The organism is Sphaerisporangium rufum (genome assembly GCF_016863395.1).
Lineage (GTDB): Bacteria > Actinomycetota > Actinomycetes > Streptosporangiales > Streptosporangiaceae > Sphaerisporangium > Sphaerisporangium rufum.
In genome coordinates, this window is record NZ_BOOU01000042.1 from 21,918 (window position 1) to 40,231 (window position 18,314).

Consider the following 18,314-nt stretch of genomic DNA (forward strand, 5'->3'; position numbering starts at 1 on the left):
GCTCACCGGCCGGGCACCGGCGTCGAGCTGAAGTACGGCGCGCGGGCCAGCTCGGCGAAGGCCCGGCCGGCGGCCTCGGTGGTGTCGAATCGGGTGTCCCCGCGCGGCCCGGCCGCGGCTTCGGCGTAGACCAGCGCCTTTATCTGCGGGTACGCACGGATCTGCCGGCGGACCGTCTCGTAGAAGGTGACCTTGGCGCCGGGGTCGTCCGGACGCTCGGCGACCCCCCACTCCGCCACCATGATCGGCTTACCGGGGTAATGCCGCTGGGTCCACCGGTAGAACCCGGACCGGCGCGGGTGGTCGACCAGGGCGGCGAAGTCGCCGGCCCGCCCGCCGGCGTAGCGCTCGACGCCGATCCAGTCCACCACGTCGTCGCCGGGGTACAGCCGCCCGGACCATGGCCCGTCCGGCCGGCCGGCCGGCCCCGCGAAGGTCATCACGGTCACGGCGTTGCGCACCCCGTGCCGGCGCAGCCGCAGCACCACGTGCCGGAACATCGCGGCGTAGTCCGCGGCGGTCATCCCCGAACCGGGCCGCTCGCGCACGTCGCGCTCCGGCCCCGGGTGCAGGGCCAGGAAGAACCGGCCGGGCAGCCGGCGCCGGATCCGCTCGGCGAGCCGGTCGACGCGGCGGTCGGCCGCACCCGCGGCGATCTCGGCCCAGGTGTCGCCCGGGGACGGCGTCCAGTCGATCAGCAGCAACCGGTGCCTGGCCAGCCGGCGCTCGGCCGGCGTGGGGAAATCATCGCCGCCGCGGTGGTACACGTGGAGGATGTCGGCCCGGCGGCCCATCCGCTTCTCGGCGGCGGCGACGGCCGCCGCGGGCCGCCGCCCGCCGGCCAGGTCCGGTGCCACTCCCCACCAGGCGCCGCAGCCCGGGATGAGCTTGGCGGTGGCCGCGCATCCCGGCGCGCCGCTCGCCGTCCACCCCGGGGGCGGGCGCTCGTCGGCCAGCGGAGGCCGGGGAGGACGCGCGGAGACCATGGCGTAGACGATCAGCCCGCAGCCGGCGGCGAGACCGGCCGCGAAAAACCATATTCCCGCCATTCTACGCAAGACCCGTAAACCTCCTGCCGTGCGATTGCCCGCACCGGCCGCAGCCGGCCGGACGGTATTCACCTTCCCATCGATCCGGGCCGATCGCCGGAAACTCATCCATGATCGGCCGGTCGCGCGCCGACCGGGATCCCGGGTACGCCATCGGCAGAACCCGCAGGTAGCGCCCGAGTGTGCCCGCCAATAAATTGGCATTTATTACAAAATCCGAAAGGAAGGCAGGTCAGAAAAACGCCGGTACCGGATCGGAAAATCTTGGGTTGCGCCTATAGTTCTCTAGGTCTGCGCCACGGGGGAGGCGACCAGAGACGGCAGTCACTCCGCGACCGGGCAGATCCCTCGGCGAACCCCCACAGCGAGAGGCCGGCCGTTTCGATGAGCCACCCGGCGTCCTCCTTCTCCGTCCCCCGCCCCGGGCGCGGGGTCATCGGTCTCGGCGCGGCGCTGCGGCGGCGCCGTACCGTGCTGATCGCGTTCCTGCTCGCCGGGGCGTGCGGCGGCGGCGCCGCCCTCGCGGTCACCCCGCCCTCCTACGCCGCGACCGCCGAGGTGCTCGTCCTGGCCACCGGCGTACCGGACCAGGCCGGCCCGGCGACCGGCCGCCGGGAGCCGCCGGACCTCGGCACCGAGGCCCGGCTGGCCCGCTCGGCCGCCGTCGCCGCCCGCGCCGCCCGCACGCTGAAGGCCGCCGACCCCGCCGCCCTGCGCGACCGGGTCACCGTGGCGGTGCCCTCCGGGTCGGCGGTGCTCGCCCTCTCCTTCACCGCCGGTGACCCGGCGAACGCCGCCGCCGGCGCGGCGGCGTTCGCCCAGGCCTATCTCGACGACCGGGCGGCGACGGCGGCCGCGACGCTGGACCTCCAGGCCAAGGCGCTGTCGGCCCGGCTGCGGCAGACCGAGGCGGCGCTGTCCGGCGCGGCCACCCGGCTCGCCCGGCTGGCACCCGGCTCGGCCGGGCACGCCGTCGCCGCCGACCGGCAGCGCGTTCTGGCCCGGCAGCTCGACGCGCTCACCGCCAGGTACGACGCGCTGACCACCGTGGCGGTCACCCCCGGCACCGTCATCAGCGACGCCCGGCCACCCGCCGCGCCCGCCGGGCCCGGCCCGCCGCTCTACCTGGCCGGCGGGGTCTTCGCCGGCCTGCTGGCCGGTATCGGGGCCGCCCTGGCCCGCGACCGGCTCGACACCCGGCTGCGCGACCCCGCCGACGTGGAGCGCCGCACCGGCCTGACCGTGCTGTGCGAGGGTGACGGTCCGCACGAGCTGCGCGAGCTGGCGATCTCGGTGTCCCGGCGGCTGCGGGACGGCGGCGAGCTGCTCGTGCGGGCCGTCACCCCGGGCGCCGACCCCGAGCCTCTCGCCGACGAACTCCGCACGGCCATGGCCGGGCTCGCCCCGATCTGGGTGCGCACCGACCACGCCGCCGGGGCCGACGCCGCGCTGCTGCTGATCGCCGGGGGCGACACCCGCACCTGGCATCTCGCCGGCGCCGTCCACCGGCTGCGCCGCACCGGCACCCCGGTGCTCGGCGTCGTCATGTCACCCGGCGGCGAGCCGCCGCCCCGGCCGGGCCGCCGCCACCCCGCCGGTCCGGCCGCGCACGCCTCGTGAGCCCCCGCCCGCGTCATGAACGGCGGGAAGCGACCGTCAGCGCCGCGTTCCGCCCGTCTTCCTGCGCCGGGACGACCGGCCGGTGAGGAATCGGCCCTGCTGGGCATGAGTCCGTGGCAGAACCGACCGGCCGCCGCTCCGCCATCTCGAAGAGGTGATCAGCTTGCGCTATCCCCCGCCGGCCCCGCGTCCGTCCTCCGCCGCCCCGGCGGCCTCTGATCCCCTCGAATCCGCCCGGACATCCGGCCCGGGCCTGCCCGGCCGGCCGCTGCTGGCCACCGTCCCGTCCCCGCGGACCGCACCCGAGTCCGCCGCACCGGCCGACGGCACCTCCCCGCCCGGTGTCCCGGACCCCGCCGAGGCGGGCGTGGACCTGAGCGGCGGCGCGAGCGCGGACGGCGCGGGCACCGCCATCGGGCGGGCCCCGCACCCGATGCCGCCGACCGGGTCACGCCGCCGCCCGGCGCCCTGGGCGCGCCGGCTCGCCGCGCGACGCGCGCCGTCCCCGGTGCCGGACACCATCGAGGCGCATCTCGCCGAGGTCTTCGGCCATCCGGTCCGCGCCGTCCCGCTGGTCCGGCCCGACCGGCGGGCCGGCCGCAAGCCGGTCCTGGCGGTACGCGGGCCGTCCGGCAGGCCGCTCGCCTTCGTGAAGGTCGGCGACCACGACCGCGCGCGGGCGCTGGTCCGGCACGAGGCCGAGACCCTGCGGCTGGTCGCCGCCGCCCGGCCGCAGGTCGTGACGGCGCCCGACGTGCTGTACCACGACGAGTGGCACGGGCTGGAACTGCTGGCCCTGGCCCCGCTGCCGGTGCGCCGGGGCCGGGTGCCGGCCGCCTTGCTGAACCGGGCCGTGCACGAGATCGCCCTGCTCGGCCGGTCCATGGCGGGCGCCGGCCCGCAGACGACCACCGGGCACGCCTGGCACGGCGACTTCTCGGCGTGGAACATCGCGCCCGGTCCCGGCGGCCGGTTGCTGGTGTGGGACTGGGAACGCTTCGCCACCGGCGTCCCGCTCGGTTTCGACGCGCTGCACCACGCCTTCCAGCGGGCGCTGCGCCGGATGCGGCCGCGCGCCGCCGCCGAGTCCTGCGTCGCCCGTTCGTTCCGCACCCTCGCCCCGTTCGGCCTGTCGGCCGGAGAGGCGCGCCAGGCCGCCGTGCACTACCTGATCGCGATCGCCGACCGCTACGAGCAGGACGGCCATCACCCGCTCGGCCCGCCCGCCGACTGGCTGACCCCGGTGATCGACGCCCAGGAGGCCATCTGGTGAGGGGCCGGCCGGTCGCCCGGCGCGTTCCGATGGGACGACGTCCCGATAGCGGCGAAGACCACTATGCCGCCATGCGGATCACCGCTTGCGGGCGACGCCGCCGACGATGACCCAGGGTGACTTCCGGCCGGCGGGCGGCTCGATCGCCGGGCGCCAGCGGGCCACCTCGACCAGGCCCGGTTCCACCGGCTCGAAGCCGGCGAAGAAGGCCCGCACCTCGTCCCGGGTCCGCGGGGTGAGCGGGGCGCCCGCGCCGCGGAAGCCCTGCTTGGCGGACTCCATGACCTGGTCGGGAGCCTCGTTGACGGTGTGCGAGATGACCAGATGGCTGCCGGGCGCCATGACCTCGGCGAACCGGGCCAGGATGCCCGCCGGATCCTCTTCGTCGGAGACGAAGTGCAGCACGGCCACCATCAGCACGGCCACCGGCGCCCCGAAGTCGATGAACCGCCGGGTCTCCGGATGGTCGATGATCTCCCCGGGCCGGCGCAGATCACCCTGGATCACGGTGACCGAATCGCTGGTGGCGAGCAGCGCCTGCCCGTGCGCGACGACGACCGGGTCGTAGTCGACGTAGACGACGCGGGCGTCGGGCACCGCGGCGAGCGCCACCTCGTGCACGTTCTGCTGCGTGGGCAGCCCGGTGCCGATGTCCAGGAACTGCCGAATGCCGCACTCCTCGGCCAGGTACCGGACGGCCCGGCCGAGGAACGCGCGGTTGGCCTTGGCGGTGGCAGGCGCGCCCGGATTGGTGCCGATCATCTGGTCGCCGGCCGCCCGGTCCGCGGCGTAGTTGTTCTTGCCACCGAGGATGTAGTCGTAGATACGGGCCCCGTTCGGGATGCGGGTGTCGATGCCGCTCGGTGCCGGCCGTTCGTCCGCCATGTCGCCCTCCACCCGCCCGCACGGGCGTGCACCGTCGATCGCCGTCAGGCATGATCTTAGGTGGCCGGACGCGCCGAATGAGGATTTGTCGCGGCATCAACCGCTATCTGGCGGTAATGAGCACCGGCGTCCGTGGCCGCGGAACGCCCGGCGGGCCCGGACCGCCCGGCCGGTGCCGGACGGCTCCGGCCGGATCGCGGTCACCGGCACTCCTGGGGGGTGACCCCGGCGGGCAGCCATCCGGCGGGCAGGCCGTCCGGCGGCCGCCGGTCGCGGATCCGGTAGCCGTACTGGACCATGAGCGGCCAGGCCAGTGCGGTGACCAGCCACCGGTGCGGCCGGGACAGCCGCTCGCACCCCGCCTCGTCCCGGCCCAGCGCCAGCGGCCCGGCCCGGAACCGGATCGGATCACCCGCACAGGTGTGCGCGACCGACAGGTCGGCGGCGCCCGGGCGCAGGAACGCCAGCGCCTCGGCCTCGTGCTCCCGGCACAGCCCGAGCCGGACCAGCAGCGCGGACAGCACCGCGACCGGGTCGGCCACCAGGTCTTCGTAACGCACCCGGATGACCGTACCGCCCCGGCGGGCGAGCAGCTCGAAGGCGAGGTTCTGCACCATCCAGTGGGCGGTGGTCCGCCACGGCCGCCGGCTCGCCCGGCCCGGATCGGGCATGCGGTCCGTCCGGCGCCGCCAGGAGTGCGCCACCGCGCGCGGATCGCGCACCACGTGCACCACGCTGAGATCGACCACCGGCGAGGTGCGCAGGCAGAAGGCCAGCGAGGCATGCCTGCTCGAATCGACGACCACCGGAGCGCCGGCCACCTCCGCCGCCGCCTCGTACACCCGGGTGTAGGCCCGGGTGTAGCCGCTGAGCCCGGCCCGCGCCCCCCGGGCGGCCAGTGCCGGAATGTGCCGGGTGCGGTCGAGCCGGCGGCGCAACGTCAGCACCCGGTCGGCCAGCCCGGTGGACCAGCCGCCGAACGCGCGGACCCCCACCCGCCGCCAGAACGGACAACTCGTGAAGCGCTCGCCGCATCCGCAGAGCTCCCGCGCGGCGACCCCCCGTTCCCACAGATGCACGACCTCGCCCAGCGCGGCGACACCCGGAACCTCGCCGAGCAGCCGCTCGAGCAGGGCCGTGCCGCTGCGGCCCAGCCCACCTATGAAGATCAGACGCACGGCCATCGGCAGGACCCCCCGAGGGATGGCGGTCAACACGTAACGTGCAGATATTATCGCGCTGCGTAATCGAAACACCGGTGAAAAGTAAAGGATCTACGCCGGATGTCCCACTCCGGCCCGCGCCGGCGGCCGGACGCGTGCCGACGGCATTCGGACCACCGGACACCCGGGTCACCGGTGTCCGGTGCGGCCGCCGGACGGGCGGCCGCCCGATCCGGGCCACCGCGGATCAGGGTTCCACGGGATCCGGCTGCACCGCACCGATCGGCATGGCCCCGTCCGGCAGTTCCGGCTGATCACCGGCCCGCAGGCCGTCCAGCATGATCTCCACGACCCGCCGGACCGCCCGCTCGTCCGGCGCCGCCCCCGGCAGTTGGACATGCATCGTCATCATCAGCGCGATGTCGCCGGGCTCGACGTCCGGGCGCAGCGCGCCGTCCTGATGGGCGTGCCGGATCATCCGCTCGACCAGGACGATGATCCGCTGCCGGATCTCCCGCAACTCCGGCGCGGCCCGCATGGCGGCGTGCAGCCGCGGCTCGATCACCGACTGCAGGGCGCCCAGCCGCAGTTCGAGCGCGCCGCGCAGGAAGCGGCGCAGCGCGTGCCAGGCGTCCGGCTCCTCCCGCCAGGCCGACTCGGCCAGCTCCGCCAGGCGTTCCAGCATCGCCAGACCGGCCGCGTGGATGAGAGCGTTCCGGTCCGGGAAGCGGCGGTACAGCGTGCCGATGCCCACCCCGGCCCGGCGGGCGATCTCCTCCAGCGGCACATCGGCGCCGTCGCGCAGGAACAGCTGCTGCGCGGCCTCGATGATCAGCTGCCGGTTGCGCCGGGCGTCCGCCCGCAGCTCCGCGTCTCCCGCCCTGCCCGCCACGCTCGACCTCTTCGACAACTGGACGATTCTCCTCCGGTTAGGTTACCGTAACGGCTAACCGGAGGATTTTCCTCCAGTTGACCTGATGTTCGAGGTACAGGAGCCGCCATGCAGAACCGGACCGTCCTCATCTCCGGCGCCGGCATCGCCGGGCCGACGCTCGCGTACTGGCTGGCCAGGCACGGGTTCCGGCCCACGGTGATCGAACGCGCCGCCGGCCTGCGGTCCAGCGGCAACCCGGTCGACGTGCGCGGCGGCGCCGTCACCGTCGTGGAACAGATGGGCGCCATGCCCCGCGTCCGGGCCGCGGCGACCAAGGTCGCCGCGCTGTCCTTCGTGACCGCCACCGGCCGCCGGGCGGGGCGGATCGCCATGGGAGCCCTGCGGGAAGGTGACGGCGAGGTCGAGATCCCCCGCGACGACCTGGCCGCCATCCTGTACGAGACGAGCCGCGACCACGCCGAATACGTCTTCGGTGACTCCATCGCCACCCTGGAGCAGGACGACGCCGGGGTGGACGTCACCTTCGAACGCGCCGCGCCCCGCCGCTTCGACCTCGTCATCGGGGCGGACGGGCTGCATTCGACCGTGCGGCGGCTGGTGTTCGGGCCGGAGGCGGACTTCGTCCGCCACCGCGGTGTCTACGTGGCGACCGTGCCCATCGACGGCCTCGCCGGTGACGAGCGCGAGGTCGTCATGTACAACACCCCGGGCCGCGCGGTGGCCGTGCACCCCGGCCGCGACGGCCACGGTGGCGCCGCCTTCATGTTCCGCGCCCCGGCGGTGCCCGGATTCGACCACCGCGACCTGGCACAGCACCGGCGGCTGCTGGCCGCCGCGTACGCCGGCGCCGGCTGGCGGGTCCCGGAGATCCTGGCCCGCGCGCTGGAGAGCGACGAGCTGTACTTCGACTCGGTGAGCCAGGTCCGGGTGAGCCCCTGGTCACGGGGCCGGGTCGCCCTGCTCGGCGACGCCGCGTCCTGCGTGTCGTTGTTCGGCGACGGCTCCACCCTCGCGGTGACCGGCGCCTTCGCGCTGGCCGGCGCGCTCGCCGAGGCGCCCGCCGACCACCGGGCCGCGTTCGGCCGGTACGAGGCCGGGCACCGGGTGCTGACCGACGCCAAGCAGCGGGCCATGCCGATGACCGCCGCGCTGCTCATCCCGGCGAGCCGGCCCGGCATCGCGGTCCGCAACCTGGCCACCCGCCTCGTCCCGGTCCTCGGCGCCGCCGCCCGGCTGCGCCGGCCCCGGACCACCGTCCCGGCGGCCCGGGGGCACGGCGCAGCGCCACGGTGACCGACGACCCGACGACCGACATCCCGTGACCGGCGGCCCGGTGACCGGCCGGGCGCTCAGCCCGATTCGCTGCGGCGCTTCAGGCCGGCGACCTCCATCTCCATGTAGCGCCGGGTGAGCCGGCCGATGAACAGCCGGACCAGCGGCGCCAGCGGGCCCCGATGCTCGATCGTCAGCACCGCAGCGGTCCGGCCGTCGCCCTGGGGCGTGAGCCGGTGGCCGCCCACGGTGACCACTCCCGGGTTCTTCGACACCCAGTCGAACCGGATGCCCGGCTCCAGCTCGGTGACCGTCCAGGTCGCCGGCCGCAGCTTCGGCTGGGTCACCGCCGCCCGGCTGCCGACGGTCAGCGGGCCGCCGTCCAGCCGCCGCGCGGAGGTCACCGACTCCGACCACTCCGGCCAGCGGTCGATGTCCGACAGCACCGACCACACCCGCTCCGCACCCGCCTCGATGACGGTGGAGGCCTCGTACGACATGATCTCTCCATATCCACCCCCGGACCCGCAGAACATTACTCCGGGTGCCACCGGAACAGATCACCGGGCCACAGATCCACCGCCCCGGGCGGTGCCGGACGCACCGTCTGGTGCGAGGTCGGACAGCACCCCCAGGCGACGGCGCATTCCCCGGCGCCCTCCGCCCTGATCACCCCGGCCGACGGCGGGGATTTTGCCAACTACATAACGTAGCGATGTGAATACTAATAGTGTTCACATCATGCCTAAGCGTGATCACCAGATCTGGCTTGAACTGATCAAGGAACGACCATCTCTGGCCGTCGATCTGCTCAGCTGCGTCAAGCCTGGCGCCGTCCCCGCCTTCACCGAGGCTCGTGTGGAGTCGGCCGACCTCACCCAGCACCAACCCACCGAATACCGCGCCGACACCGTGGTCGGCCTCCGCGCCGGCGGCAAGCCCGCGATGGCCCTCATCGTGGAGGTCCAGCTCGGCAGGGACGACGGGAAGCGCTGGAGCTGGCCGGTCTACCTGGCCGGCCTGCGCGCCCGGCTTAAATGCCCGGTCACCCTGCTCGTCATCAGCCCCAAGCCGGCCGTCGCCCGGTGGTGTGCCCATCCCCTCGTCCTCGGCCACCCCGGTCTGGTGCTCAAACCCTTGGTCCTCGGTCCCGCACAGATACCGAAGATCATCGATGCGGCCCAGGCGCAAGACAACCTAGAACTGGCCGTACTGTCGGCGATCACCCACGGCGCCGGTGACGACGGCGAAAAGGTGCTGGCCGCGATGCTCAACGGGCTCGAACACGCCGAGCTCGACCAGGCGGAAAGATATATTGATGAGGTCATGGCGATGCTTCCAGCAGCGGCCGGACAGATCCTGGAGGCGATGATGCGCACCGGTACCCGCGAGTACAAGAGCGACTACGCCCGCCGCTACTTCGGCCAGGGCAGAGCCGAAGGACTGGCCGAAGGGCTGGCCGAAGGGCTGGCCGAAGGCGAGGCAAGGATGCTGCTGCTCGTACTGGACGGCCGGGGCATCGCCGTACCCGACGACATCCGAGCCCGCATCCTTGAGTGCACCGACCGCGAAAAGATCGAGAGCTGGGGCCGCCGCGCGGCCACGATCGGCACGATCGACGAACTGTTCGGCTAGGGCGTCGGGCACGGCCGCCGGGCGACGGATCCGGACGGGACGCGTCCGGATCCGCGGCGGCAAGGCCGAAGAGCTAGTCCTTCGCCAGGGTGGCGAAGAGGCGGTCCGCCTCCGGTTGCTTCCACTGGGGGAGGTTCCGGTCGTTCACGTACGGCTCCCACGGCACGTCGACGAACCGGATGTCGGGCCCGGCCGATCCCAGTGCCTGCGCCATGGACGTCATCGTGGCCACGTCCAGTTCCCGGTCCGTCGTGATCGACCGGCTGACCGCCTCCAGCAGCCTGGCCAGTCTGGCGGGGTCGTCCAGCACGCTCTCGGCGGTGGCCTTGCGCAGCAGTTCGAGCAGCAGCGCCGCCTGCCGCCTGGTCCGGGCCAGGTCGGAGCCGTCGCCGGCGGCCCGGCTGCGGACGTAGCCGAGCGCCTGCGCACCATCGAGCACCGACGTCCCGGCGGGCAGCCGGAGCTTCGCCTTGGGGTCGTCGATGGCCGCGGGCAGCTTGACCGAAACTCCGCCCATCGCATCCACGATGGCGGCGAACCCGGAGTAACCGACCTCGACGGCATGGTCGACATGTAGCCCGGTGAGGGATTCGACCGTCTTCCACACGCACTCCAGACCGCCGATGTCCAGCGTCCGGTTGATCATGTCCAGCCGCGGCGCCGTCCCCCCGGTCGCGGCCGGGCATGAGGGGATGCGGACGACCGAGCGTCGCGGGATGGTGATCACCATCGTCCGCCGCGGATCGGCCGCGAGGTGGAGGAGCATGATGGCGTCCGCCCTCACTCCGAGCCCCGATTGCGGCGACGGTCGATCCGACGCCACCAGCAGGACGTTCGTGCTCGTCCCCTGCTTGGCGGGCCGATCCCAGGACGGGCCGGCGACCACCCGCGCGGCGGGTACCGAGCCGCGGACCAGCATGGCGGGCACGACGGCGATGGCGACGGTGACCGCGGCGACCGCCGCGGCGGCGGCGGCCCACGCCCACCGCCGCCGCCGAACCGGCAGCCCACCTCCAGCGGACCTGCCGGCCCGGGTGGTGCGCGGCAGGCGGGCCCGTCGCCCGGAGTGATCAGGACCGCTCCCGGCCATGGACATGGCGAGCAACCGGTCCCGCTGCCGCGCCAGCAGGTCGGCGGGTTCGTGCTCCAGATCACGGCCGAGGTCACGAAGCATCTTGAGGTCGTCCACCGCTACTCCTCGTCCCGGGTCGGGTCGATGTCGCCGAGGGCCGCGCGCACCTTGCGCCTGGCCCGGTTGAGCCGTGACTTCACCGTGCCGACCGGTATGCCGGCGGCCTCCGCCACCTCCTCGTAGGAGAGATCGCCCCAGGCGAGCAGCAGCAGGACGTCCCGGTCTCCCTTGCCGAGCCCGGCGAGCGCCGCCGCCAGCCGCGCCTTCGACGCCGCGGCGCTCACCCCGGCCGCCACCCGGTCGGCCACCGGTTCGGTGTCGGGCGACATCGGCAGCCGGGACAGCGCCCGGTACCGGGCCGCCTCGGAGCGGTGATGCCGGGCGATCAGCTTGGTCACGATGCCGAAGAGCCAGGGCCGGGCGTCCGGCCGGCCGAGGTCGTACCGGTCGCGGCGGGCGAAGGCGACCATGAACGTCTCACCGACGAGATCCTCGGCCACCTCCGGCCCGAGCCGGCGGGAGACGTAGCGGTAGAGCATCGCTGAGTAACGGTCGAACAGCACCGCGAACGTCTCCGGCCGGGTCCTGGACTCGGCGATCAACTCCGCGTCCAGGCCGGGTGCGGTCGGCGGAGCGGTCATCTTCGACACCATGGCATCGAGCCGGCCTTTCGTGGGGAGATCAGATCCGTCCCCACGTCTCTCCACATCCCCCGCCCTCGGTTCACGCTCGCGTCACCGGGTGCATGGTGGCGGGCGACGAACGCAGAACGGGGTTCAGCGACCGGTCAGCAGCGTGGCGAAGAGATGACCTGGCGTGCTCGGTGATCGGGCTGAACGTGACTCCGGGTCGATGCCGGCCCGCGCGCCCGGAGGCATCGTCCGATGCGCGCGGGCGGGCGGGCCGGTCAGCGGGCGTCGGTGATCATGCCGGCGCCGACGGTGCCGTTGGTGGACTCGTCGATCAGGATGAACCCGCCGGTGAGCCGGTTGCGGGCGTAGTCGTCCACGAACAGCGGCTGGGTGACCCGCAGCGACACCCGGCCGATCTCGTTCAGGCCGAGCGACTGGGCCGACTCGTCACGGTGCAGGGTGTTCACGTCGAGCCGGTAGTTGAGGTCGCGGACCATCGCCCGCGCGGTGCGGGTGGTGTGCTTGATCACCAGCTTGGTGCGCGGCGCGAGCTTCACGCCGTCCGCCATCCAGCACACCATCGCCTGGAGATCCTGGGCGACCTGCGGCCGGTTGTTCGGCCGGCAGATCATGTCGCCGCGGGAGATGTCGATGTCGTCGGCCAGCCGCAGGGTGACCGACATCGGGGGGAACGCCTCCTCCACCGGCCCATTGAAGGTGTCGATCGCGGCGACCCGGGTGACCAGGCCGGACGGCAGGTGCATGACCTCGTCGCCCGGCTTGATGACGCCGCCCGCCACCTGGCCGGCGTAGCCGCGGTAGTCATGGAACTCGTGGTCGGTGGCCCGCTGCGGCCGGATGACGTACTGCACCGGGAATCGCACGTCGACCAGGTTGCGGTCGGAGGCGATGTGCACGTTCTCCAGGTGGTGCAGCAGCGAGGTGCCGTTGTACCAGGGCATGTTCTCCGACCGGGACACGACGTTGTCGCCGTGCAGCGCGGAGATGGGGATGAAGGTCAGGTCGGCGATGTTGAGCTTGGCGGCGAACGCGGTGAACTCCTCGCGGATCTCCTCGAACCGCTCGGCCGAGTAATCGACCAGGTCCATCTTGTTCACCGCGAGCACCAGGTGCGGCACCCGCAGCAGCGAGGTGAGGAAGGCGTGCCGGCGGGACTGCTCCAGCACGCCCTTGCGCGCGTCGATCAGCACGATGGCCAGGTCGGCGGTGGACGCGCCGGTGACCATGTTCCGGGTGTACTGGATGTGCCCGGGGGTGTCGGCGATGATGAACTTGCGGCGCGGGGTGGCGAAGTAGCGGTAGGCGACGTCGATGGTGATGCCCTGCTCGCGTTCGGCGCGCAGGCCGTCGGTGAGCAGCGACAGGTCGGTGTACTCGGTGCCCCGGTCGCGGCTGGTGCGCTCGACGGCCTCGAGCTGGTCCTCGAAGATGGCCTTGGAGTCGAACAGCAGGCGCCCGATGAGCGTGGACTTGCCGTCGTCGACCGAGCCCGCCGTGGCGAAACGCAGGATGTCCATCAGAACCGGTCTCCAGAGGTCGCAGGGGTGAAGGGGCGGGGCGCGGTCATCATCAGAAGTAGCCCTCCTTCTTGCGGTCCTCCATGGCGGCCTCCGAGGCCCGGTCGTCGGCCCGGGTCGCGCCGCGCTCGGTGATGCGGGTCGCGGCGATCTCGGCGATGATCTCCTCGATGGTGGCGGCGGTGGACTGGACGGCGCCGGTGCAGGTCATGTCGCCGACGGTGCGGTAGCGGACGACGGTCTCGAAGGTGGGCTCGTCGTCGCCGCGGTGCACCACCTCCGAGTCGGCGAGCAGCATGCCGTCCCGCTCGAAGACCGTGCGGGAGTGCGCGAAGTAGATGGCCGGGATCTCGATCTTCTCCCGCCGGATGTAGTCCCAGATGTCGAGCTCGGTCCAGTTGGACAGCGGGAAGACCCGGATGTGCTCGCCCTTGCGGATGCGGGCGTTGTACAGGTTCCACAGTTCGGGGCGCTGGTTCTTCGGGTCCCACTGGCCGAAGTCGTCGCGGAAGGAGAACACGCGCTCCTTGGCGCGGGCCTTCTCCTCGTCGCGCCGCGCGCCACCGAACACGGCGTCGAACTCGTGCTCCTCGATCGCGTCCAGCAGGGTGGTGGTCTGCAGCCGGTTGCGGCTGGCCCGCCGGCCGGTCTCCTCGGCCACCCGCCCGGCGTCGATCGACGCCTGCACCGAGGCCACCACCAGCCGGGCGCCCAGTTCGGCGACCCGCCGGTCGCGGAACTCGATCACCTCGGGGAAGTTGTGCCCGGTGTCCACGTGCATGAGCGGGAAGGGGATCGGCGCCGGCCAGAACGCCTTCTCGGCGATGCGCAGCATGACGATCGAGTCCTTGCCGCCGGAGAACAGCAGGCAGGGCCGCTCGAACTCGGCCGCCACCTCGCGCATGATGTGGATGGCCTCGGCCTCCAGCACGTCCAGTTGTGACGTCGTGTAATCGCTCGGGAGCATCTGCGGTCCTCCGGAAGGCTTCACTGGCGGTGCACGTCGCGGATGCCGGCGAGCAACGTTGGCGCCAGATCCGGTAGGGATACCAGAATATCCGGCAGTAGCGGGTCCTTCTGGTTGTACCGCAGCGGCGATCCGTCGATCCGGCTGGCGTGGGCGCCGGCCGCCAGGGCCACCGCCACCGGCGCGGCCGAATCCCACTCGTACTGGCCGCCGGCGTGCACGTAGGCGTCGACCTCGCCGGTGAGCACCGCGGCGATCTTCGCGCCCGCCGAGCCGATGGGCACCAGCTCGGCGCCGACCAGCCGGGCGAGCTTCTGGACGAACTCCGGCGGGCGGGTACGGCTGACCGCGATGCGCATGCCCTCCTGGCGCGGCGGCGGCTTCGGCGGCGCCGCGGTCGACAGCGTCACCCCCTGGGCGGGCAGCGCGACCGCCCCGGCGACCAGCTCGCCCTCCGGGGCCGGCCGCCCGGCGGCCGGCGTGCCGTCGCCCGGCCGGCGGCGCCACAGCGCCACGTGGACGGCCCAGTCGGCCCGGCCGTCGTCGCCGAACTCGCGGGTGCCGTCCAGCGGGTCGATGATCCACACTCGCTCGGCGGTGCGCCGGCGCGGATCGGAGCGCTCCTGCTGGGTCGCCTCCTCCGAGAGCACGCGGTCGTCCGGCCGCAGCCGGGACAGCGACTCCATCAGGTGGAGGTGGGACTCCCGGTCGCCGGCCCGCCGGAGTGCGACCGGGTCGGCGAAGCCGAGCCGGTCCCGCAGGGCCAGCAGCCGCTCACCCGCCTCGGCGGCGAGATCGCGGGCGAGCGCGTGGTCGTCGCGTGTCGTCACGATGCCCTTCCTGGTGCTGCTCTTCGGAGCTCCTGGCGTTCCCGGGCTGACGCGCCCCCGGACCGCGCGCCACCACGGACCAGGTCCTCCACAGGATATGAAGATCCAAAGCGAGAGACCAGTGCTCGACATAACGTAAGTCCAACCGTACCGATTCCTCGAAGGAGAGGTCCGGGCCGCCGTCCACCTGCCACAGGCCGGTCATGCCGGGACGCATCGGCAGCCGGCGCAGCGCCCCGGCCGCTCCGGCGGCGCCCGCGGGGATCTCGCCGGGGCCGCGGGGCCGCGGCCCGACCAGCGACATCTGGCCGAGCAGCACGTTCAGCAGCTGGGGCAGCTCGTCGAGCGAGTGCCGGCGCAGCCAGGCGCCGTACCGGGTGAGGCGGGAGTCCCGCCGCAACCGGACGAACGCGCCGTGCCCGCCGGCGCCCCGGCCGCCGCCACGCCGGACGGGATGGCACCCTCCCTGGCCGCCCGGCGCGTCGAGCCGGATGGTGCGCAGCGCGACGGCGGTGAAGCGGGCGCCGCCGCGCCCCACCTTCGCGCGGCGGACCAGCACCGGACCCGGCCCGGTCAGCCGCACGCCGATCGCCAGCGCGACGAGCACCGGGGCGAGCAGCAGCAGGGCGGCGGCGGCCACCGCCCGCTCGAACGCGGCCTTCCCCAGCCGTCCCGCGCGCGACGGCCCTCCAGGAACCGCCCAGCCCACCGCCGGCCCGGAAACCACCCCCGGGGCCGCCGGACCGCCATGAACGGCGCCCGGAGCCCGCTCGCCTTCCCTCACGCCTCCTCCAGGTGACCAGAAGAACACCATGCGTGAGGATGCTAGCCATGCGCCCCGACCCGCTCCCCCGTTTTTCCAGAACTCAGCGCGGTGGTCTGAGGGGTTTGAGGTCCTGGGGGTGGAAGGTGTTCTGGGTGGCCTCCAGGCCGGCGGTCATCAGGGACTCGACCACGTCGGCGGACCGGTCGACCAGGAAGGGCAGGTCCTTGCGCTCGGCGGTCGCGAAGTCGCGCAGCACGTAGTCGGCGGCGTCCATCCGGCCGGGCGGGCGGCCCACGCCGAACCGCACCCGCAGGTAGTCGCGGGTACCGATCGACTTGGTGATCGAGCGAAGTCCGTTGTGCCCGTTGTCGCCGCCGCCGAGCTTGATCCGCAGGGCGCCGTAGGGAATGTCCAGCTCGTCGTGCACCACGATCATGTTCGCCGGGGTGACCTTGTAGAAGTCGGCCAGCGCCTTGACCGGACCGCCGGACAGGTTCATGAACGACCGGGGTTTGGCGAGCACCACCGGTGCCCCGGCCAGCCGCCCTTCGACGATCTCCGCCCGCGACCGGTGCGCCTTGAACCGGCCGCCGGCCCGGGCGGCCAGCTCGTCCAGCACCATGAAACCCGCGTTGTGCCGATTTCCGGCGTACTCCGGGCCGGGGTTGCCGAGCCCGACGATCAACCAGCGGTCCACGACCGACCTCTCCGTTCCGTTGCCTCAGGTGGGTCCGCCGCCCGGGGGCATCGGGGGCGGGCGGGCCGCCCGCCCGTTCGGCACCACTCGCGGACCGGACCCGGGCCGCCATACCGAACAGGGCAGCCCGGACGGCCGTTCCCGGCCCCCTGGCTGCCCTGCCGACGATACGGGAGGTTACTCGGCGGACTCGTCGGCCGGCGCCTCGGCGGTCTCGCCGCCGACGGCGGCGCTCTCGCCCTCGGCGCCCTCGGTGGTCTCCTCCTCGGCGGTCGGCATCACGCTGACCTGCAGCACGACCGTCTCGGGGTCGGTGGCCAGCGTCGCGCCCTTGGGCAACTTCAGGTCGCCGGCGGTCACCACCGCGCCGACGTCCAGGCCGTCGACGTCGACCTCGACGCCGGTGGGGATGTGGGTGGCCTCGGCCTCGACGCCGACCGAGACGAGCTGCTGGTCGAGCAGCGCGCCGGGCGCGACCTCACCGGTGGTGGTCACCGGGATGTCGACGGTGACCTTCTCGCCGCGCTTCACCAGCAGCAGGTCGACGTGCTCGACGAAGCCCTTGATCGGGTCGCGCTGCACGCCCTTGGGCAGCGCCAGCTCGTCCACGCCCTCGCCGGCCAGCCGGATCAGCACGTTCGGCGTGCGCAGCGCGAGCAGCAGGTCGTGACCCGGCAGGGTCAGGTGCTTGGGCTCGATGCCGTGCCCGTACAGGACGGCCGGGACCTTGTCGGCGCGGCGGATCTTGCGCGCGGCGCCCTTGCCGAACGTGGAGCGCTGCTCGGCGGCGATGCGTACCTCGGACACGGATCTCTCCTAGGGAGTCTCAAGTGAAAGCGCTCACCCTCACCCGCCCTAGCGGAAGGCGTTACGAGCGCGGACAACCCTGAAGAGACTACCGGACCTGCGGTACCCGTCCGGCCACCGGTCAGCTGTCCCCCTCGAAGAGGCTGGTGACCGAGCCGTCGTTGAAGACCTCGCTGATCGCCCGGGCCAGCAGCGGGGCGATCGACAGCACGGTGAGCTTGTCGAACCGCTTCTCGCCGGGGATCGGCAGGGTGTTGGTGACGACCACCTCGGAGATCCGCGAGTTCTTCAGGCGGTCGACCGCCGGGTCGGAGAAGATCGCGTGGGTGGCGGCCACGATGACGTTGGTGGCGCCCTGCTCGTACAAGGCGTCGGCCGCCTTGCAGATCGAGCCGCCGGTGTCGATCATGTCGTCGATGAGCACGCAGGTACGGCCGCGGACCTTGCCGACCACCTCGTGCACCTTGACCTGGTTGGCGACGTCGAGATCGCGGCGCTTGTGGATGAACGCGACCGCGGTGCCGAGCTGGTCGGCCCAGCGCTCGGCCAGGCGCACCCGGCCGGTGTCGGGCGACACGATGGTCGTGGTGGCCGGGTCGAGCTTGTCGGCCAGGTAGCCGTGCAGGACGGGCATCGCGAACAGGTGGTCGACCGGCCCGTCGAAGAAGCCCTGGATCTGCGGGGTGTGCAGGTCGACCGACATGAGCCGGTCGGCGCCCGCGGTCTTGAACAGGTCGGCCATCAGGCGGGCGGTGATCGGCTCGCGGCCGCGCCCCTTCTTGTCCTGCCGAGAGTAGCCGAAGAACGGCATCACCACGGTGATGCGCTTGGCGGAGGCCCGCTTGAGCGCGTCCACCATGATCAGCTGTTCCATGACCCAGGTATTGATCGGGTCGGTGTGCGACTGGATGACGAACGCGTCGCTGCCGCGGACCGACTCCAGGTAGCGGGCGTAGATCTCGCCGTTGGCGAAGTCGTGCAGCTTGGTGGGGGTCACCTCGATGCCGAGGTGACGCGCGACCTCGTCGGCCAGCTCGGGATAGGCCCGGCCGGAGATGAACATCAGGTGCTTCTCGCCGGCCGCCTTCTTGCCGCTCATGGTGCCCTTTCCGCCGGGCACGCCGGTCATGCCGCGCCCTGTCGTGCCGTCGGT

18 protein-coding genes are annotated in these 18,314 nt (G+C 73.0%); 4 read left to right on the plus strand and 14 right to left on the minus strand.

All coding sequences use genetic code 11. The features are described 5' to 3' along the window. Positions 1-2: 2 nt before the first annotated feature. Positions 3-1,049 (minus strand): glycoside hydrolase family 26 protein, encoded by a 1,047-nt coding sequence (locus tag Sru01_RS14290; protein ID WP_203984928.1) that lies wholly within the window; start codon positions 1,047-1,049, stop codon positions 3-5. A 384-nt stretch (positions 1,050-1,433) separates the two neighbouring features. On the opposite strand from Sru01_RS14290, the gene Sru01_RS14295 reads away from it, so the two are divergent. Both Sru01_RS14295 and Sru01_RS14300 read left to right on the plus strand, forming a co-directional pair. After that, positions 1,434-2,669, plus strand: coding sequence for a GumC domain-containing protein (locus tag Sru01_RS14295; RefSeq protein ID WP_203984930.1), 1,236 nt, complete (start codon positions 1,434-1,436; stop codon positions 2,667-2,669). A 163-nt stretch (positions 2,670-2,832) separates the two neighbouring features. Beyond that, positions 2,833-3,942 (plus strand): hypothetical protein, encoded by a 1,110-nt coding sequence (locus Sru01_RS14300; RefSeq protein ID WP_203984932.1) that lies wholly within the window; start codon positions 2,833-2,835, stop codon positions 3,940-3,942. A 78-nt stretch (positions 3,943-4,020) separates the two neighbouring features. On the opposite strand, the gene Sru01_RS14305 is transcribed toward Sru01_RS14300, so the two are convergent. The 3 genes from Sru01_RS14305 to Sru01_RS14315 all read right to left on the minus strand — a co-directional run bounded on the left by Sru01_RS14305 (position 4,021) and on the right by Sru01_RS14315 (position 6,900). Beyond that, complete coding sequence (locus tag Sru01_RS14305) at positions 4,021-4,827, minus strand: SAM-dependent methyltransferase (RefSeq protein WP_203984933.1); 807 nt, start codon at positions 4,825-4,827, stop codon at positions 4,021-4,023. A gap of 200 nt (positions 4,828-5,027) precedes the next feature. Next, complete coding sequence (locus Sru01_RS14310; RefSeq protein WP_203984934.1) at positions 5,028-6,011, minus strand: sulfotransferase; 984 nt, start codon at positions 6,009-6,011, stop codon at positions 5,028-5,030. 226 nt (positions 6,012-6,237) lie between these two features. Further along, positions 6,238-6,900: a TetR/AcrR family transcriptional regulator gene (locus Sru01_RS14315; protein WP_203984935.1), complete on the minus strand. Its 663-nt coding sequence runs from the start codon at positions 6,898-6,900 to the stop codon at positions 6,238-6,240. 90 nt (positions 6,901-6,990) lie between these two features. Here Sru01_RS14315 and Sru01_RS14320 point away from each other — a divergent pair, with 90 nt between their 5' ends. Next, complete coding sequence (locus tag Sru01_RS14320) at positions 6,991-8,178, plus strand: FAD-dependent monooxygenase (protein WP_203984936.1); 1,188 nt, start codon at positions 6,991-6,993, stop codon at positions 8,176-8,178. A gap of 56 nt (positions 8,179-8,234) precedes the next feature. Here the strand turns inward: Sru01_RS14320 and Sru01_RS14325 are convergent, their stop codons facing one another. Further along, complete coding sequence (locus Sru01_RS14325) at positions 8,235-8,657, minus strand: SRPBCC family protein (protein WP_203984937.1); 423 nt, start codon at positions 8,655-8,657, stop codon at positions 8,235-8,237. 241 nt (positions 8,658-8,898) lie between these two features. On the opposite strand from Sru01_RS14325, the gene Sru01_RS14330 reads away from it, so the two are divergent. Then, positions 8,899-9,792, plus strand: coding sequence for a hypothetical protein (locus tag Sru01_RS14330; protein WP_203984938.1), 894 nt, complete (start codon positions 8,899-8,901; stop codon positions 9,790-9,792). 73 nt (positions 9,793-9,865) lie between these two features. Here Sru01_RS14330 and Sru01_RS14335 read toward each other — a convergent pair whose 3' ends face one another. The 9 genes from Sru01_RS14335 to Sru01_RS14370 form a co-directional block, all read right to left on the minus strand. After that, a complete protein-coding gene (locus tag Sru01_RS14335) occupies positions 9,866-10,981 on the minus strand; it encodes an LCP family protein (RefSeq protein WP_203984940.1) in 1,116 nt (371 codons plus the stop codon). A 2-nt stretch (positions 10,982-10,983) separates the two neighbouring features. Beyond that, positions 10,984-11,565: an RNA polymerase sigma factor gene (locus Sru01_RS14340; protein ID WP_203984942.1), complete on the minus strand. Its 582-nt coding sequence runs from the start codon at positions 11,563-11,565 to the stop codon at positions 10,984-10,986. A 266-nt stretch (positions 11,566-11,831) separates the two neighbouring features. Beyond that, positions 11,832-13,094 (minus strand): sulfate adenylyltransferase subunit CysN, encoded by a 1,263-nt coding sequence (cysN, locus tag Sru01_RS14345; RefSeq protein WP_203984944.1) that lies wholly within the window; start codon positions 13,092-13,094, stop codon positions 11,832-11,834. Between the two features lie 52 nt (positions 13,095-13,146). Further along, positions 13,147-14,061 carry a sulfate adenylyltransferase subunit CysD gene (cysD, locus tag Sru01_RS14350; RefSeq protein ID WP_203984946.1) on the minus strand — a complete coding sequence of 305 codons (915 nt, stop codon included), beginning with the start codon at positions 14,059-14,061 and terminating at the stop codon, positions 13,147-13,149. A 20-nt stretch (positions 14,062-14,081) separates the two neighbouring features. After that, on the minus strand, positions 14,082-14,894 hold the full coding sequence (locus Sru01_RS14355; RefSeq protein WP_239137418.1) for a 3'(2'),5'-bisphosphate nucleotidase CysQ: 813 nt from the start codon (positions 14,892-14,894) through the stop codon (positions 14,082-14,084). Continuing rightward, positions 14,836-15,618 carry a sugar transferase gene (locus Sru01_RS35585; protein ID WP_275412169.1) on the minus strand — a complete coding sequence of 261 codons (783 nt, stop codon included), beginning with the start codon at positions 15,616-15,618 and terminating at the stop codon, positions 14,836-14,838. Before Sru01_RS35585 ends, Sru01_RS14355 begins: the two co-directional genes overlap by 59 nt. A gap of 139 nt (positions 15,619-15,757) precedes the next feature. Continuing rightward, complete coding sequence (gene pth / locus Sru01_RS14360) at positions 15,758-16,354, minus strand: aminoacyl-tRNA hydrolase (protein WP_203984952.1); 597 nt, start codon at positions 16,352-16,354, stop codon at positions 15,758-15,760. A gap of 177 nt (positions 16,355-16,531) precedes the next feature. Beyond that, positions 16,532-17,161, minus strand: a complete 630-nt coding sequence (locus Sru01_RS14365; protein ID WP_203984955.1) for a 50S ribosomal protein L25/general stress protein Ctc — start codon at positions 17,159-17,161, stop codon at positions 16,532-16,534. Positions 17,162-17,282: 121 nt separating this feature from the next. Next, a complete protein-coding gene (locus Sru01_RS14370; RefSeq protein ID WP_203984972.1) occupies positions 17,283-18,260 on the minus strand; it encodes a ribose-phosphate diphosphokinase in 978 nt (325 codons plus the stop codon). Between the last annotated feature and the right edge of the window lie 54 nt (positions 18,261-18,314).

Coding starts and splice junctions, on each gene's coding strand:
- cysD (WP_203984946.1), bottom strand. CDS start 14,061: ATGCTCCCGAGCGATTACACGACGTCACAACTGGACGTGCTGGAGGCC.
- Sru01_RS14290 (WP_203984928.1), bottom strand. CDS start 1,049: ATGGCGGGAATATGGTTTTTCGCGGCCGGTCTCGCCGCCGGCTGCGGG.
- Sru01_RS14295 (WP_203984930.1), top strand. CDS start 1,434: ATGAGCCACCCGGCGTCCTCCTTCTCCGTCCCCCGCCCCGGGCGCGGG.
- Sru01_RS14340 (WP_203984942.1), bottom strand. CDS start 11,565: ATGACCGCTCCGCCGACCGCACCCGGCCTGGACGCGGAGTTGATCGCC.
- Sru01_RS14370 (WP_203984972.1), bottom strand. CDS start 18,260: ATGAGCGGCAAGAAGGCGGCCGGCGAGAAGCACCTGATGTTCATCTCC.
- Sru01_RS14305 (WP_203984933.1), bottom strand. CDS start 4,827: ATGGCGGACGAACGGCCGGCACCGAGCGGCATCGACACCCGCATCCCG.
- Sru01_RS14320 (WP_203984936.1), top strand. CDS start 6,991: ATGCAGAACCGGACCGTCCTCATCTCCGGCGCCGGCATCGCCGGGCCG.
- Sru01_RS14330 (WP_203984938.1), top strand. CDS start 8,899: ATGCCTAAGCGTGATCACCAGATCTGGCTTGAACTGATCAAGGAACGA.
- cysN (WP_203984944.1), bottom strand. CDS start 13,094: ATGGACATCCTGCGTTTCGCCACGGCGGGCTCGGTCGACGACGGCAAG.
- Sru01_RS14325 (WP_203984937.1), bottom strand. CDS start 8,657: ATGTCGTACGAGGCCTCCACCGTCATCGAGGCGGGTGCGGAGCGGGTG.
- Sru01_RS14310 (WP_203984934.1), bottom strand. CDS start 6,011: ATGGCCGTGCGTCTGATCTTCATAGGTGGGCTGGGCCGCAGCGGCACG.